Source organism: Sphingomonas sp. Leaf22 (genome assembly GCF_001421715.1).
GTDB lineage: Bacteria > Pseudomonadota > Alphaproteobacteria > Sphingomonadales > Sphingomonadaceae > Sphingomonas.
On the sequence record NZ_LMKP01000043.1, the window covers coordinates 137,479 to 155,631 of the forward strand.

Here is an 18,153-nt window from a genome sequence, read left to right on the forward strand (position 1 = left end):
CCCACCCGCCACGAACCTATGACGCCGTCCTGAAGAGCTGCCGTACCCCCGCGCAGGCGGGGGTCCAGGGTCGCAGGCGGGATCGACGTTCAGTTCGCTGGGCGCAGGAATGGCTTTCGATCCCCGTTCGTCACTCCCGCGCAGGCGGGAGTCCATAGACGCCAGCGTCGCGGATCCAGCCAAACCGTCGGCGTCTATGGATTCCCGCCTGCGCGGGAATGACGAAATTCCGTGGTTATCGCTGAATGTCGATCGTCCACAGGCGCAAGCCGTTGTTCTGCTTGGCTCTGGCCCCCCGCCTGCGCGGGGGTACGGCGGATTTGGGCTGATCGCGCGACTTTCACAGGGTCGTCGATCGAGTCCGGAGTGGCCATCCACTTTCCTACAGCACCCCACCCCGCTACCGTCGCGAGGCTCTTTCCCATCGCCATCCCCGCCCTTCCGCACCCCCAACCTGAAACGTCACACCAAAACGCGGCAAGTGTGACCTTTGTGACCTTTGAAACGCGCAGAACCACCCAACCACCTGATCCCAAACACAAAACTACAGACCACTCTCCGCATCAAACCCCACCACCACCGCATCCCCCGTCGCCGGCCGCAGTTCGAAGATACCGCTGTCGAAATGCCGCGTCGGATGCACCCGGTTGGTCAGCAGCGTCCACGCCACCCCGCGCTCGAAATCGATCCACAGCCCGGTCCCGGTAAAGCCGGTATGCCCGATCGTCCCCGCCGAACACGCCTGCCCCCCCGACCAGCCGGGAAAGCGGATTTCCCAGCCCGCCGTCCGATGCCCCTCGACCGGCGTCCGATGCCCCTCGACCGGCGTCCGGATCGCCGCCAGCATCGCCGCCGACGCCCCGCTCCCGTCGAGCAGCCCGAGCGCGAAGTCGAGCACGCCATCGACCGTCCCGAACAACCCGGCATGGCCGGTCCGCCCGCCCATCGCGAAGCAATTCTCGTCATGCACCTCACCGACCAGCACCCGTCCGCGCCACTGGCAATGCTCGGTCGCGACCGTCGGCCCCGGCGGCGGACCCCAGCTCAGGCCCGGCCCCAGCGGCAGCGCGTCCAGCCCGGCACCGATGATCCGTTCGATGGCGATGCCCAGCAGGATGAAGTTGATGTCCGAATAGACCGGAGGCCCCTGCCGCCACACCCGCTGCAACACGAACGCGCGCAGCCGGGCGGGATCGTCGCCATAGGTATAGATCGGCTCGACCGCCGGCAGGAAGGTACGATGGAGCAGACAGTCGCGGAACGTCAGCCGCCGCTCGGCCGCGCCCGCCATGTCATATTGCCGCAAATCGGGGATCGCATCGGTCAGCGGCCGGTCGAGATCGATCCGCCCTTCTTCCGCCAGTTGCAGCACGAAACGGGTGGTCGCGATGACCTTGCTGACCGAGGCGAGGTCGAACCAGTGGTCGCGGGTCAGCGGCTCCTCGACCGGCACGCGCTGCGCCAGCCCGGCGACCCGCACCGACCGCGTACCGTCGGCGGAGACGATGCCGAGCGTGGCGCCCGGTATCCGCCCGTCCGCGACATGGGCGGCGGCGTCGGCAAAGGTACGGTCGATCATGCGTCGTCCTTCCGCGCCCGGATGCGGGTCAGCGCCGGCAGGATCGGGATCGCCGCCAGACTGAGCGCGCCCGACAACAGGAAGAACCCGTCATAGCCGATCACCCCGACCATCGACCCGCCAGCGCCCGCCAGCATCCGCGGCAACAGGAACGCGAACCCCGTCAGGAACGCATATTGCGCCCCCGGATAGCGCGGGTTCACCAGCAGCGAGAGATAGACGACGAACACCGCGCCTGCGAACCCGTTGCCGAACTGGTCCAGCCCGGTCGCGACATACAGCATCGCCTCGCTGACCTGCTGATGCGCCAGCCAGACGAAGCCGAAATTGCCGATCGCCGCCACCACCGCCCCGACCGCCAGCGCCCATGCCATCGCCCGCCGCGTCACCATCCATCCGCCCAGCGCGACCCCGACCATGCTCGCCACCAGCGCGACCACGCCATCGGCCCGCCCGATCTGGCTGAGCGAATAGCCCAGCCCCTTGATCATCGGTTTGGACAGGTTCAGCGCCAGCACGTCGCCCATCCGATACAGCGACACGAACGCCATCAGCACGATCGCCGCCGTCCGATACCGCCAGAAGAAATCGACATACGGCCCGATCGCGGTCGAGGTCCGCGCCCGGTGCGTGGCCGGCAGCGTCCGGATCCACGGCACCGCCGCCGCCATGGCAAGGAACGGCACCATGCACAGCCCCAGCACCCATGGCGTCACGTTGCTCGTGGCATCGATCCCGATCGATGCCGCCGCCTGCAACAGGGCATAGCCGACCGTCGCCGTCACCGCCGCGACCACGCCCAGAATCACCGCCCCGCCCAGCACCCCGGTCGCCAGCGCCACCATCCGCCCGCCGCCCCGCGCCGCATCGGGCCGCATCGCCACCAGCATCGGAAACGGCAGAAACGCCGCCACCGCGATCGACAGATAGGCCAGCGCCCAGCCGCCATGGTCGGCCAGCAACAGCGCCCCGCTGCCCGCCGCGACCATCGCGCTGCGATATCCCCACAGGTTCGCGGCGACGATCGGCCCCTGCTGGTCCTGCGTCGGGAACAGCTCGATCCGCCACGCATCCGCCGCCACCTCCAGCGTCGTGGTCCAGAAGGCGAGCAGCACCGCGAACAACGCGGTCAGCGGCAGCGACGCATCGTCCGACGTCCACGCCATCGCCGCCATCGCGGTGACGATGCCCAGCTGCGCCAGCATGATCCACCCGCGCCGTTTGCCCCAGAAGCGCGCGAACCCCGGCACGTCATAGCGGTCGAGCAGCGGCGCCCACACGAACTTCAGCGTCGGCAGCAACTGCACCCATGCAAAGAAGCCCAGCACGGTCAGCGCCACGCCATGCGCCTGCAACCGCAGCACCAGCACCGTCGAAAACATGTAGAAGGGCAGCCCGGCGGCAAAGCCGAGCAGCCCGTACACCAGCATCGCCCGCCGTCCCGGCAGCGTCGGATGGGATGGGACCGCAGGCGCGGCGGATGCGGTCATGGCGGCTCCGGTCGTGACAAAGCGCGAACCTCCGACGATCTGGGGAACAGGTCAACCGGGGCATGACCCCGAGTTATGGGTTGGAGATGGCGGCGACCCGTCGACGGCGAGCGACGTTTCTCCAACCCGTCACCCCGGGCTTGACCCGAGGTGACGGGAGGGGAGCGCGGCCCTTACCCCTCCCGCTGCAATCCCCATCGGTCGTAGCGGAGCCTACGGTTGCCGATCCGCAGCGTCCCCTCGCTCCGGTCGAGCGGCGCTGCCCCTTCGGCCATCCAATGCGGCACGGCAATCCGATGCACCGGCCTTCCGAACGGTCCCGGCAGCGGCGGGTCGAGGTCGATCAACAGGTCGCGCCCGCCCAGCCGGGTCACCGCCTTCTCCGCATCGCGCCAGTCGAGTTCGCTGAAACGCTGCGACAGGTCGAGCGCGACCTGCGCGGCGGTCTGTCCATCGGCCGACACCCCGCCCGATCGCTCTGCGGCATGGTTCTGCCACGCCACACCCTGGTCGCGCATGACCTCGGCCAGTGCGCCCGGATGCAACGCCCCCTCGACCAGCCGGCGGTTGTCGCGCGGGATGACGATGTCGGGCGTCGCCTCGATCCGGCGCAGCGTCGCTTCGAGCTGGACGAGGTTGGGATAGACATGCCCGCCAAGGCCATGGAACCCGCCCTTGCGCGTCAGCAACGGCGTCAGATCACGCTCGGCCGGCCGCAGGACGATCGCGCGTGCCTCGGTAAAGGCACCGCGGTCGCGCGCGTGCCGATGCAGCCGCCCGATCCGCTGGAGCAAAACGTCGATCGGGGCCAGATCGGTGATGAGCAGGTCGGCATCGATGTCGAGCGATTGTTCGAGCGTCTGCGTGCCGACCAGCACCCGCCCGCCCGCACCGCGCGCCTTGCCGAACGCGGTCTCCACCGCCGCGTCGAGCAGCCGCCGGTCGTCGGGCGCGAACCGGCCATGGTGCAGCGTCGCGACGTCGCCGACCCGGAACGCCAATTCGGGCGCGCGCGCCGCCACCGCCTGCGCCACCGCGATCGCGCCGCCGACACTGTTGCGCACCACCAGCACCGCCGCGCCGGCGCAGGCCGCCGCCACCGCGCGTTCGGCGATGGCGACCGGGTCGTCGATCTCGCCGGCCGTCTCGATCCGCACCCGCTTCTCGCGCCCCGCCCCGGCCACGGCGCGAACGGCATCGCGACCCGACAGCGCCGGATAGGGGACCGCAACCGCCTGATCCTGCGACACGATCGGCTGTCGCAGCAACTGCGCCCGCGCCCGCGCGCCGAGCGTCGCCGACAACAGCAGCGCATGACCGCCCACCGCGACATGATGGGTCAGCAACCGGTCGAGCAGCCCGGCCATATACGCGTCGGAGGCATGGACCTCATCGACGACCAACAGGCTGCGCGCCAGCACCGATGCCCGGAACAGCGCGTGGCGCACCGGCAGCGTCGCGAGCAATGCCTGATCGATCGTCCCCACCGCCACCCGCGCGGCGAGAAACCGGTTGGCCCGCTCCGCCGCCCAGCGCGCATCGGGCTTGCCGCCCGCTTCGCCATCGTCCCAGCGGACGGCATAATCGGGCAGCGCCTGCCCGGTGGCATCGCCCGACTGCAGATAGCCCGGCACGGCGAGTACCGCTTCCGGCGCGTCGGCACCCCATAGCGATTTCAGCATGGTGTCGACGCGCCGGTGCAACTGCACCGCCGCCGACCGCGTGGGCAGTGCGAAGAACAGTCCGTCGACCTCGCCCCGTCGCCGCAGTTCGATCCAGCGCCACAACGCCGCCTCGGTCTTGCCCGATCCGGTCTCCGCCTCGATCAGCGCGACGGGGCCAAGGTCGTCGGCGGCGGCCTGCGCCTGAAACGCGAAAGGGTCCTTGCCGAACGCCGCCCGGAAATCACCGGGCGGCGTGGCCGACGGCAACAACCCGCGCGCCTGCGCCGCTGCCGCCGCGGCCACGTCCCGCACCGCGACCCGATCGGTGCCATAGGGTTCCTCGATCGGAAAGCGGTCGCTGTCGGACCCGATCCAGTCGGCCAGCGTCACCAGCCCGGCGAACAGCGCGACGAAGCGCGGTGCCTGCGGCAGCGGCTCGCCGGCCTCCCATGCCAGCGGCCAGCGCGCGCGGACGGCAGCAAGGACCGGCAGGACATCGGCGGCGGGATCGTGACCATGTTCCGGCATCCAGCATCCGGCGAACTTCATCCATTCACTGGTATCGGGCGGAAAGCGGAACGCATCGACCGGCCTGCCATGATGCGCCATCACCGCCGCGAAATGTTCGGCGGCACCCCAGGCGTCGAGCATCGCACCGATCGCCTGCGCCGCCTCCCCCGCCCGCAATTTCGAATGGCACAGCAGGGCTGCAACTGGGCCGGCATGGCCGATCTTCTGGTTCGCCTTCGGGTCGATCCGCGCCTGAAACCCGCGATTGGCCTTGCCGAGATCGTGCAACGCCGCGAGCGCGATGAGCCGCGCCATGTCCTGCCCCGTCAGCGCCCGCCCCGCCGCCGCTTCGAGCGGCCGGGTCCAGCCCGGCAACACCGCCGCCATCGCCGCTCCGACGTCGAGGCAATGATCGACCAGCGGCAGCGCGGCGGCCACCCGGCCGTCGGCATTCTTTTTCAGCTTCGCCCAGACCATCGCCGCTCCCCGTCCCCGCCCATACTGCACCCTATCCGTTCGATAGCCCGCACCCAAATGATCCGAAACGGAGGAAAGCCGCCAGCAAAGCGGACGCAACCTTCGTTGGCAGCGCGTCCGCCGGCCCGCACTGTCGTAAGCAGGAAAGGGGGCGCTCCGCATGGCCGACACGCAATCCACCGGCCGCGCCCCTGCGCGCGCCGGACCGCCGGGGGTCGGCCAGTTCGTGTCGCTGCGCGGGCGGCTATGGATGGTCGAGGCCGAACCCGACGGGCCGCTCGACGGCCATCTGCTCGCCTGTATCGACGACGATGCCAGCGGCGAGGAAGCACGCATCCTGTGGAGCGCCGAGGTCGATGCACGGCTGCACGACGAAGAGGCATGGGACGCGCTGGCCCGCGGCGGCGGCGATGCGGCGAGCTTTTCCGCCTATCTTCGCACGGTTCGCTGGCGCACCGCGACCGCTGCCGAGCGCGACCTGTTCCAGGCCCCGTTCCGCGCCGGCATCCGCCTCGATCCCTATCAGTTGCTGCCGTTGCGCAAGGCGCTGCGCCTGCCGCGCGTGAACCTGCTGATCGCCGACGATGTCGGCCTCGGCAAGACGGTCGAGGCCGGGCTGGTACTACGCGAGATGCTGTTGCGGCGGCGGGTCGATTATACGGTCGTGCTCGCCCCGGCGGCGATGACGCTGCAATGGCGCGACGAGTTGCAGACCAAGTTCGGGCTGGCGTTCGAGATCGTCGATGCCGCGCATCTGGAGGCGCTGCGGCGGCGTCGCGGCTATGGTGCCAACCCGTGGGCGGCGGGGTCGCGGTTCATCCTGTCGCACCGGTTGCTGGGGGAGGAAGCCTATGTCGCCGGGCTGCGCGACCTGCTCGGCGGCTTTCGCGCGCGCTCGCTGCTGATCCTCGACGAGGCACATCATGCGGCACCGGCGGGCGGCGGACGCTATGCGATCGAGAGCCAGTTCACCCGCTCGCTGCGCGACCTGTCGGACCGGTTCGAACACCGGCTGTTCCTGTCGGCGACGCCGCATAACGGCCATCCCAACAGTTTCGCGACGCTGCTCGAACTGCTCGATCCGCAGCGTTTCACGCGCGGGGTGCCGGTGCGGCCCGCCGATCTCGAACCGGTGATGGTGCGCCGGCTGAAGAGCGACCTGCGCGCGCTGGGGGAGGCGTTTCCGCAGCGGGTGGTCGAACCGGTCGGCTTGCGCGACCTGCCCGCCGATGCGCCCGAACTGGTGCTGGCGGCGATGCTGGCCGAATATCGCGCCCTGCGCGAGGCGCGGATCGCGACGCTGCCCGGCGCACAGGCGGCGCGGGCGCGGCTGGGTTTCGTCGGGTTGCAGCAGCGGCTGCTGTCCTCCATCCCGGCCTTTGCGCGGACGTTGCGGGTGCATCTCGACGGCCTCGACCGGGCGATGGTCGAGGCGGTCGACGCGCCCGAACGTGCCGAGGACGAAGCCGCCGCACTCGACCTGCTGGCCGAGCGCGAGGCGGCGATCGCGGCGGAGGCCGGTCCGCTCGCCGCCGAGCGCGACCATGCGCTGGCGATGCTGGCCATTGCCGACGCCGCGCGCGGCGGTCCCGATGCGCGGGTGCGGTGGATCGTCGACTGGGCGCGGTCCCACCTGCTCGACGATAACGGGCGGTGGCGCGACCGGCGGCTGATCCTGTTCACCGAATATGAGGATACGCGCCGCTGGTTGCAGCGGCAATTGTCGGTGCTGCTCGACCCGGGCGACGTGCACGAGGCGCGGCGGATCGACAGCTTTACCGGGCTCACCTCGACCGAACGGCGTGAGGCGGTCAAGCGCGCCTTCAACGATCCCGACGATCCGCTGCGCATCCTGATCTGCACCGACGCCGCGCGCGAGGGCATCAACCTGCAGACGCAGTGCCACGACCTGATCCATGTCGACCTGCCATGGAACCCGTCGCGGCTGGAACAGCGCAACGGGCGGATCGACCGCAAGCTGCAACCAAGCGCCACCGTCACCTGCCGCTATTTCGTCTATGCACAGCGGCCCGAGGACGTCGTGCTCGACGCACTGGTGCGCAAGACCGAATTGATCCGGCGGCAGCTGGGATCGGCCGGACAGGTACTGGGCGACCGGATCGCCGACCGGCTGGCGGGCGGCGGCATCGATCGCGCGGCGGCGGCGACGCTGGCCGGACGCATTCGCGATGCCGAGGCCGACGACCGCGTGCGCGCGGCGGTGCGTGATCTGGACGACGGGGCCGATGCACGGCTGGCGCGGCTGCGGCGCGAACAGGCGGACCTTGCCGCTGCTCTGGACAAGGCGCGCGAGCGGGTCGGCATCGATCCGGACGAATTGCAGTCGGTGGTCGGGCTGGCGCTGGCACGGTCGGGCGGCGGCTGGCACCGGCCGGCGGCGATCGGCACGACGCCGGTGTTCGCGCTCGACGAGGGCCGGATGGTGCAGGATGCCAGCTGGGCACCCCTGCTCGACGAATTGCGCGTTCGCCCGCTCCGGCCCGGCGAACGCCCCGGCGACTGGCGCGCCGATGCCGCGGTCCGGCGGGTGAGCTTCGCGCCGGCGATCCTGCCCGACGGCCGCGATGCCGGCGACGTTGTACAACTGCATCTCGAACACCGCCTCGTCCGCCGCCTGCTCGGCCAGTTCCTGTCGGCGGGGTTCCGGCAGGGGCTGGAGCGCGCCTGCGTGATCCGCGCGCCGGCCGCATCGTCGCCGCGCGTGATCCTGATCGGGCGTCTGGCGCTATACGGGGAAAAGGTGGCGCGACTGCACGAGGAAGTCCTGAGCATCGCCGCCGAGTGGCGTGACGACGGCCCGTTGCGGATCCTGGCCGAGGGCCGCGAGGCGGAGAGCCGGGTCCTCGACGACCTGATCGCCGCACTGAAGACCGCCGAGGACGCCGACCCCGCCATCGCGACCCACGCGACCTCCCGGTCGGCCCGCGACATCGCCGAGTTGCGTCCGGCACTGCTGGCGCGGGCGGAGGCGCATCGCGCGCGGGTCGCCACCGAACTCGCCCGGCGCGCGGCGGCGGAGGCGCGCGGGCTGGAAACGCTGCTCGACGCACGGCTCGCCCGCATCGGGCGCGAACGCGGCAGCGACGACGCGCAGTTGACGTTGCTGCTCGACCCGGCCGAGGCGCGACAGCGCGCCGCCGACCGCCGGTCGTGGGAACGCGCCACCGCCCGGCTCGCGGAGGAGCGCGTGCGTGAGCCCGAACGACTGCGCGGTGCCGCGACGATCCATGCCACCCGCGTCGAACCGATCGGCCTCGTCTATCTGTGGCCCGCCGCATGAGCCGGGCCGATGCCCACGGACTGCACGACTGGATCGGCTATCTCCAGCCGGTCGGGCTGGTCGTCGCCCCCGCCGCGCTTGCCCGGATCGGCGCGTGGCCGACACCGCAGCACGCCCGCGATTCCATGGCGGTCGCGGCGGCGCTGGCGGACGCCGATCCGTGGCGCTTGTTCCACGACATCCTCGGCTGGCCCGCCGACCGGGTGGCCGGCGCACCCGGCGGACCGGCGATCCCCGACACGCTGCGCATCGCCTTTCCCGAACAGGACACGCTGCTCGAACCGCATGGCGTCGTCCTGACGAACGACGGCGCGCCGCAATTGCTGGTGCGGATCGAGGACGTGATCCTCGACCGGCGCGGCACGCTCGACGGATGGGAGGCCACCGCGCAGCAACGTTTCGAACGGCTGCTGCGCGAAACCGGTATCCTCGCCGGGGTACTGATCGGCCTGCGCGAGACCGGGCGGCACGATGCACCGACCGAACGCGTCCTGCGGCTGGTGGTCGCGCCGCGCGGTGAGGTGTCGGGGCATATGAGCTGGCCGCTCGACGCGCTGGCGAGCGTCGGCGGGCGGGCGATGCTCGCCGGGCTGAAACTGTTGCTCGACGCCCATGCGCTGTTCACCGGACCGCCCTCGCACCGCCTGCCCGCACTCCTCGCCGAAAGCCGCGCCGCGCAGGCCGATGTGTCGGCACGGCTCGCCGGGCAGGTGCTGGCCAGCCTTCACGAACTGCTGCGCGGTCTCGACGCCGCCGCGCCGGAGCGGGTCCGCGCGCTGGCCGGCGAGCGCCCGCAGCATCTCTACGAAGCGTTGCTGACGGTGCTGCTGCGGCTGATCTTCATCCTCTATGCCGAGGACCGCGCGCTGATGCCGTCCGCCCCCGGCGGCGCGGCGGCGGCGCTGTATGAACAGGGCTATGCACTGGGTGCGTTGCACCTGCGGCTGCGCGAGGATGCCGCCCAGTATCCCGATACGATCGACGACCGGCGCGGTGCATGGGGGCGGCTGATCGCGCTGTTCCGGCTGGTCGATCGCGGCCATCCGTCGGGATTCATGCAGGCGCGCGGCGGCAAGCTGTTCAGCGAGGCCGCCTTTCCCTTCCTGCTCGGCCGCACCGCGCCGGACGATCCGGAAACGGTGCTGCCGGTCGGCGACGGCTGCGTGCTGCGCGTGCTCGACGGGCTGCTGATGCTGGGCGGCGAGCGCGTCGCCTATCGCTCGCTCAGCGTCGAACAGATCGGGTCGGTGTACGAAACGGTGATGGGCTTCACCGTCGAGCGCGCGGGCGGCACGGCGCTGGCGATCCGCGCGGGCAAGGGCAACCGCGTGCCGGTATGGGTCGATCTCGATGCATTGGCGGGCGTACCCGGCAGCGAGCGCGAAAAGCGGCTGCAGACCCTGACCGGTCGCGGGAGTTTCGCGCCCCCCGTCGCCCGTGCGATCCGATCGGCGGCCGATGCCGACACCCTCGCCATCGCCCTTTCCCCCGTCGTCGACCGCCGTGCCTGCCCGCGCGGGCAGCCAGTCGTGGCGGGGACGCCGATCCTGCAACCCACCGACGAACGCCGCCGCACCGGCAGCCATTACACCCCCGCCGCGCTGACCCGCCCGATCGTCGCCCATGCGCTCGCCCCCGCCTTCGCCCGGATCGGCCCCGATGCCGGCCCGGCCGACATCCTCGACCTCAAGGTCTGCGATCCCGCCGCCGGATCGGGTGCGTTCCTGGTCGAGGCGTGCCGGCAACTGGGCGAACGGCTGGTCGCGGCATGGAGCCGCTGCCCGGCGCAGCGCCCGACCATCCCGACCGACGAGGACGAACTGCTCCACGCCAAGCGGCTGGTCGCGCAGCACTGCCTGCGCGGCGTCGATCGCAACCCGCTTGCGATCGACCTCGCCAAGCTCTCGCTATGGCTGGAAACGCTGGCGAGCGCGCATGAATTCACCTTTCTCGACGCGGTGCTGCGCGCCGGCGACAGTCTGGTCGGCCTGCCCAATCCCAAGATCGTCGCGGTGACGTGGAACAAGGTGTCGGGGCAGCACAGCTTTGTCGAGGCGATCGTGCGCGACGGAATCGATGCCGCGGCCGAATTGCGCCGCCTGATGCGCAGCGAGGCGGAAATCGCGCCCTATGCTGCGCAGGAACGCCGCCATCTCGCCGCGACCATCGCGCTCGAACGCGCGCAGCTGGTTGCCGATGCGGTCCTGTGGTCGTTCTTCACCGGGACCGGTGCGCGCGACCGCGATGCGCGGCTGGCCGAGGTGCAGCAATGTGTCCTGGCCCCCGGCGCGGCCAGTTGGGCGCAACTCGTCGAATGGCAGGCGGCGTTGCGCGCGCCGCCGATCGGCATCACCAGCTTCCATTGGGAACTGGCGTTCGAGGATGTGTTCGCCCGCCCCGATCCGGGGTTCGACGCGATCATCGGCAACCCGCCCTTTGCGGGCAAGAACACCATCGCCGCCGGCCATGCCGCCGCCTATCCCGACTGGCTCAAGACGCTTCACGCCGGGGCGCATGGCAATGCCGACCTGTCGGCGCATTTCTTCCGCCGGGCATTCGGACTGCTGCGCACCGGCGGCAGCTTTGGGCTGATCGCGACCAACACCATCCGGCAGGGCGATACGCGCGAGACCGGCCTGACCCGGATCCTGCGCGACGGCGGCGTCATCTACCGCGCGGTCAGCCGCCACGTGTGGGAGGGTGAGGCGGCGGTGGTCGTCGCGCAGGTCTTCGTCCGGCGCGGCGGGCACGACGACGCGCCGCCGATGCTCGACGGACGACCGGTGCGGCGGATCTCGGCATATCTGATGGAGGGCGATCTGGACGGGTCGCCGGCGTCGTTGCGGGCCAACCGGAAACAGGCGTTCGAAGGTTCCAAACTCTATGGCAACGGCTTTGCGTTTCGCGACGATCGGCCCGCCAGCGAAGAACACCGGCTGGCCTCTATGCACGCCATTCTGGCCCGAGAGCCACAGAGCGCCGCCCGGATCAAGCCCCTGCTAGGCGGTGAGGACCTGAACAACCATCCCCTGCATCGCGCAAGCCGGTACGCCATGAACTTTTCCGGCCTGACCGAAGCGCAGGTCGAGAACGACTATCCCCGCCTGTACCGGCTGTGTCGCGACACGGTGAAGCGCGAGCGGGACCATGTCAGCACTCGGTCGACCCGCGAGAATTGGTGGCTGTACGAACGCGAACGGCCCGATCTCTATACCGCGATATCGGGGCTGGCCACGGTGTTGGCGCTGTGCCGGGTCAGCCCGCATCTGGCGATCGCCCGCGTCGATGCGAACCAGATTTTCGGCGAATCCGTCGACGTGTTCGCGCTGCCCTCGTTTGCGTCCTTTGCGGTGCTGCAATCCCGCATTCACGAAGTCTGGGTGCGGTTCTTCGCATCGTCGATGAAGGACGACCTGCGCTACACCCCGTCCGACTGCTTCGACACCTTTCCGCTGCCCCTAGACCATGCCGCCGACGCCGCGCTCGAAGCGGTCGGGCAAGCCTGTCACGATCACCGCGCGGCGATGATGGTCGCGGGTGGCGCAGGCATGACGCCAACCTACAACCGGTTCCACCGCGCCGCCGACAGCGCGCCCGACATCGCGACGCTACGCGACCTGCACGCCGCGTTGGATCGCGCGGTCCTCGTCGCCTATGGCTGGGACGATCTCGCCGCCGATGCGGCACCCGTCCCGCTCGATGCCGATCGCGAGGACGACCACCGGTACCACGACCGCCTGTTCTGGCCCGCGCCGTTTCGCGACGCGGTGCTGGGGCGACTGTTGCGACTGAACGAGGAACGCGCGGCGATGGAGCGACTGTTGTGAATGCCGATGGCGTGCGCGCCGAACTGGTCCGGCGGCTGCGGCGCAATCTGATCGGCCCGTGCGAACGCGACGATGCCGACCTTGCCGCCGAACGGCTGCCGCCCGGCGAAAACCCGTCGCGCTGGTATCTGGCGGGGTTCATCGCGCCGTCAGGCGAATTGACCGCGGTGCCGGACATCGCCGCCGATGCCGAACCCGACGATATCGACAGCTATCTGTTCGACGATGCCGGCTTCGGGGCCGGCGGAGCGGCGGGCGATCACGACGAACCCGATCCGCCACCCGCGCGTCGTCGCTACCTGCCGAGCAGTATCGGCCTGTCGACGATGGTCGATGCCGATGTTCGCACGATCGACGTAATGGTCGACTGGGGCGATTATGTTCCCGAACCGCCGCTGCCGCCCGATATGCTCGACAGCGGCGGCGAACCGCATGGTCAGCCGATCGGCTGGCGGCGGGTGCCGCGCAGCCATGGCATCGCGCTCCCCCTACCACCGGTCGACCACGGCATCGCCCACCATCCCCTGCCCGACACCGCCGCCACCGCCCGGCCCGGCGGCGCGCTGGAACTGGCGGTGCGGGCGCGGCCGTTCGCGCTGAAACTGCCCGACGGCACGACGCGCGCGGTCCGGGTCGTGACGGTGTTCCTGGTCAACAAACGGCTCGAACCGCCGTCGCGCTATCGCGACCTTGCCTATGCCTATCAGGTCCGCCTGACGCTCCGGTGCGAAGCGGGGTTCGTCGCGCAGCACGACCTGTCGCGGATCGCCCGCGACGATTGGGACGACCAGCTCGCCGACCTCCATTATCGCGACAGCGCCGCCTATGCCGCCGGGCTCGGCTGCGCGGCGGCACATCGTGTGGACGACGACGGCACGGTCCGCCAGGTCCACACGACGCATATGCCACTGGCCTCGGTGGAACGCACCGTCGCGGCCGGGGTCGATGCGGTGCCGTTCGGCATGGACCGCCTCGCCGAACTGGCACGCGGCGACGGTGCGGCGTTACAGGCGGCGCTGCAACCGCTGATTGCCGCCTATGCCGGCTGGACGGAGGGTCAGCACACCGCGGCTACCGCCACCGACATCGCCGGGGCACCGCAACGGGCCCGCACCGCCGCCGCGCTGATAGCCGCGCAACACGAAGCGCGTGGCCGCATCGCCGCCGGCATCGCGCTGCTGGGGACCGATGCGCGGGTGCGACAGGCGTTCGAGATCGCCAACCGCGCCATCGCCGACGCGACCCGCGCCCGACGGCCGGGCGACGCTCACCCGGCATGGCGACCGTTCCAACTCGCCTTCCTGCTGCTCAACCTGCCCGGCATGGCCGACCGCCGCCATGCCGACCGCGAGATAGCCGACCTGCTGTTCTTCCCGACCGGCGGCGGCAAGACCGAAGCGTATCTGGGCCTTGCCGCCTTCACCATCGCCCTGCGTCGCCTGTCGGGGGACGGGCTGCTCGGTGCGGGCGTATCGGTCATCATGCGCTATACGCTGCGGCTGTTGACGCTAGACCAGCTGGGACGGGCGGCGGGGCTGGTCTGCGCACTCGAATTGCTGCGCACCGGGGCCGGGTACCGCGACGCCGGCGGTCGTCCGCTGCTCGGCGACTGGCCGATCGAGATCGGGCTGTGGGTCGGCTCCGACGCCAGCCCCAACCAGCTGGGGCGCAAGGGCGACAAGCGCGAGGGCACCGCCGTCCGCCGCGTCCGCGCCTATACCAGCGGCCGCGACAGCCGCGCGCCCGCCCCGATCAAGGCGTGTCCGTGGTGCGGCACTGCCTTCACCCCGCAGAGCTTCCGCTGCGTGCCCCATGCCGATGCGCCGACCAATCTCGAACTGCGCTGCGTCAACTTGGCCTGCCCCTTCACCGGCGACCGGGCGTTGCCGGTGGTGACGGTCGACGAAGCGATCTATCGCCGCCTGCCCACGTTCCTGATCGCGACCGTCGACAAATTCGCGGCGCTGCCATGGATCGGGGCGGCGGGGGCGTTTTTCGGCCATGTCGACCGTGCCGACGACAGCGGCTTTTACGGTGCGGCCGAACCCGGCCGGGGTCGCGCGCTGGACGGCGGCCATCGGCTCGACCCGCCCGACCTGATCGTGCAGGACGAACTGCACCTGATCTCCGGCCCGCTCGGCACCGTCGCCGGTCTGTACGAAGCCGCGATCGACCGCCTCGCCAGCCGCAGCGTCGACGGACAACGGGTCCGGCCGAAGATCGTCGCGTCGACCGCCACCGTCCGCCGCGCCGGCGACCAGATCCGCGCGCTGTTCGACCGCGGCGAAACGCGCATCTTTCCCCCGCCCGGCATCGACCGCCGCGACAGTTTTTTCGCGCGCACCTGTCCCGAAAGCACGACCGATCCGGCGCGCTGGTATGTCGGCATCGCCGCCGCCGGGCGCGGGCCGAAGCTGGTGTTCCTGCAGGCGCTGGTGACCCTGCTCGGCGCGGCGCAAGGGTTGGCCGATGACGGCGGCGACGCCGATGCCTATCGCACGGCTTTGTGCTATTTCAACGCGCTGCGTGAACTGGGCGGCGCGCGTCGCATCGTCGAGGACGAGGTCGCGAACCGGCTTGCCGGCTATGGTACGCAGCGGCGACGGATCGAGCCGGTCGACCGGCCGTTCGGCGACCGGCTGCTCGGCGAACCGGTCGAACTGACGTCGCGCGTGTCGACCGATCAGGTCGCGGCGGCCAAACGGCGGCTGGAGACGGGCTTCGACGGGCCGGACCCGCTCGATGTGGCGCTGGCGACCAACATGATCTCGGTCGGCCTCGACATCGATCGGCTGGGACTGATGCTGGTGCAGGGCCAGCCCAAGACCGCGGCGGAATATATCCAGGCGACCAGCCGTGTCGGCCGCAATCCGGCGCGCCCCGGACTGGTCGTGGCGGTGTTGAACGTCCACCGCCCGCGCGACCGGATGCATTTCGAACAATTCAGCCATTTCCACGACACCTTCTATCGCGCGGTCGAGGCGACCAGCGTCACGCCATGGTCGGCGCGTGCGCTCGACCGGTCGCTGGCGGCGGTGGTGGTGGCGATCGCCCGCCATCTCGATCCGGCGCTGACACCCTCCGACGCGGTCGCGGCGCTGGCGAGCGCATCCGCCACCCGTGCGGCGGTGGTCGCGCATCTGGTGGATCGCGCGCCCGCCGGAATCGATGGCGGCCGCGACCGGCTGGCGGCGACGATCGAGGGGCTGCTCGACGACTGGATCGCGATCGCCGGCGAACAGACCGGCGCGGGCGGACGGTTCAGCTACGAGGATCGCCCGCAACGCCTGCTCCATCCTCCGCTCGACCCCGTGCTGGGCAACCTGTCGCCCGCGCACCGGCGGTTCCAGGCCGGATGGAGCATGCGCGACGTCGAACCGGCGGTGCTGGTCCGGCCGCGCGGACCGACCGGCGAACGGGTCGGCGGCGCAGGAGACATGGCATGACCGGCAAACCCGTGACGCTGCGCCAGTCGCAACTGGTGCTGGGCTTCGGTCCCGGCGCGATGGTCGACCTGCCGACGCGGTCGGTGGTCATCGGCGGCCTCGACCTGTGGCACATGCGCGAACGCGGCAGCTGGCGTCCGATCCACGAACCGCGCGCGGCGGCGGTGCTGGAGGCGCTGCTGCGCGGCAACGGGCGACTGGCCGATGGCGTCCGGCTGACCTTGCGCACCCCGCCGGCGCATGACGAGAATCGCACCGGCCCCGGCGAACCGCCGGGCATCGAGGCGCGCATTTTCCCCTCATGGTTCGTTGCCCGCGATGCCGACGACGCGGGCGACGTCCGTCGCCGCCGGCTGGTCCGCTGGCGCGACCTGAACCCGCGCGGCCGGGCCGAGTTGATCGACGATGACGGGCGCCGTCTGGCGGTGACGCCGATCCGCTTCGTCGCTGGCTGTCACAAGGGGCATTTGCAGGACATCGACTGGGCCTATGCCGTGCATGTCGACCTGCCCGGGCGCTGCGTCCAACCGCTCTGGCTGGAGGAGCGCGGGACGTCGGGCGATCCCGCCTCGACCCGGATCGTCTGCGGATGCGGTGCGGCGCTGTCGCTGCGCGATGCACAGGCCGATGGCCGGTTCGGCAAATGCCGGGGTCGTCGGCCATGGCTGCCGACCGACGACGCGGACTGCGGCGAAAATCTGCGCTTCCTGACCCGTACCGCGACCAACGCCTATTTCCCGCAGGTACTGACCGTCATCTCGCTGCCCGCCGGCGAGGACGAGCTGACCCGACTGGTCGAGGCGCATATGGACGCGATCGACTGGGTGACGGCCGAAGCGGAAATGGCGATCGCCCGCCGCGCCAACCCGGCGTTGCGCGCGGCGCTGGCCGGATGGAGCGATGCCGACATCGTCGCCCGCGTCGCGCAACTGCGCAGCACCGGCCATCAGACCCTGGCCAAAGCCCCCAAGGTCGCCGAATTCGACCTGCTCGCCTCCGGCCTGCCCGCCATCGGCAGCGACACCCCCGACGCCCGGCTGTTCGCCCGCACCCTGACCCGCGCCGAATGGGACGGCGATCGGCCGCGCCTGTCCCCGATCGCTGCGGCGGTCGCGGTCCACCGGCTGCGCGAGGTCGCCTGCCTGTACGGCTTTACCCGGTTCGAAGCCGCGCCGACCGCGATCGACGGCGATCTGGAGGAACTCTATATCGCGGTCGAGGGCGCGGCGCTGGCCGTCGATCTCGAATGGCTGCCCGCCGTCGAACAACTGGGCGAAGGCATCTTCCTGCGCTTCGATCCACAGGCGATCCGGTCGTGGCTGACCCGCCCGGCGGTGGCGGCGCGGGGGGAAGCGTTGCTGAGCGGATGGGACCGCTGGCGCAGCGGTCAGGCCTATGGCGACAAGCTGCGCTTTCCCGGCCTCGCCTATTACGCGATGCACGGTTTCAGCCACGCGCTGATGACCGAGATCGCCCTCGACTGCGGCTATCCCGCGACCGCGCTCAAGGAACGGCTGTATGCGATCGTTAACGAAGATGGCGAACGCTTCGGCCTGCTGCTCTACACCGCCTCGACCGGTACGCAGGGGACGCTGGGCGGACTGGTCGCGATATTGCCGCGTCTGGGGGCGATCGCCGAACGCGCGCTCGACCGGCTGGCATTGTGCAGCGGCGATCCGATCTGTGCCGAACATGATCCCGACGCCCATGCCGACGAACGCGCGCTGAGCGGCGCGGCCTGCCATAGCTGCCTGCTGGTTGCCGAAACGAGTTGCGAGGCGCGCAACCTGTACCTCGACCGCGCGCTGACTGCACCCACGGTGCTGACCGATGCGGCGGCGTTGTTCGGCGCATGACCA

General features: G+C 70.6%; 7 protein-coding genes. 4 read left to right on the forward strand and 3 right to left on the reverse strand.

Annotated features, from left to right (window positions below):
• Window positions 1-544: 544 nt before the first annotated feature.
• From ASE70_RS17305 to ASE70_RS17315, 3 genes are all read right to left on the reverse strand, one after another.
• A complete protein-coding gene (locus tag ASE70_RS17305; RefSeq protein WP_056507523.1) occupies window positions 545-1,579 on the reverse strand; it encodes a serine hydrolase domain-containing protein in 1,035 nt (344 codons plus the stop codon).
• Window positions 1,576-3,069, reverse strand: coding sequence for a hypothetical protein (locus ASE70_RS17310; RefSeq protein ID WP_056507526.1), 1,494 nt, complete (start codon window positions 3,067-3,069; stop codon window positions 1,576-1,578). The genes ASE70_RS17305 and ASE70_RS17310 overlap by 4 nt, the downstream gene beginning before the upstream one ends.
• Before the next feature lie 173 nt (window positions 3,070-3,242).
• The gene (locus ASE70_RS17315) at window positions 3,243-5,720 is read right to left on the reverse strand and encodes a CRISPR-associated helicase/endonuclease Cas3 (protein WP_056507528.1); all 2,478 of its coding nucleotides are present in this window, start codon (window positions 5,718-5,720) and stop codon (window positions 3,243-3,245) included.
• A gap of 160 nt (window positions 5,721-5,880) precedes the next feature.
• On the opposite strand from ASE70_RS17315, the gene drmD reads away from it, so the two are divergent.
• Genes drmD through drmB form a run of 4 tightly spaced genes read left to right on the forward strand, consistent with a single transcriptional unit; the run spans window position 5,881 to window position 18,150 of the window.
• Window positions 5,881-9,021, forward strand: a complete 3,141-nt coding sequence (drmD, locus tag ASE70_RS17320) for a DISARM system SNF2-like helicase DrmD (RefSeq protein ID WP_056507530.1) — start codon at window positions 5,881-5,883, stop codon at window positions 9,019-9,021.
• A complete protein-coding gene (locus tag ASE70_RS17325; protein ID WP_082451101.1) occupies window positions 9,018-12,848 on the forward strand; it encodes an Eco57I restriction-modification methylase domain-containing protein in 3,831 nt (1,276 codons plus the stop codon). Before drmD ends, ASE70_RS17325 begins: the two co-directional genes overlap by 4 nt.
• Window positions 12,845-16,294, forward strand: coding sequence for a DISARM system helicase DrmA (gene drmA / locus ASE70_RS17330; protein WP_056507532.1), 3,450 nt, complete (start codon window positions 12,845-12,847; stop codon window positions 16,292-16,294). Before ASE70_RS17325 ends, drmA begins: the two co-directional genes overlap by 4 nt.
• Window positions 16,291-18,150, forward strand: coding sequence for a DUF1998 domain-containing protein (gene drmB / locus ASE70_RS17335; protein WP_056507534.1), 1,860 nt, complete (start codon window positions 16,291-16,293; stop codon window positions 18,148-18,150). Before drmA ends, drmB begins: the two co-directional genes overlap by 4 nt.
• Window positions 18,151-18,153: the final 3 nt, after the last annotated feature.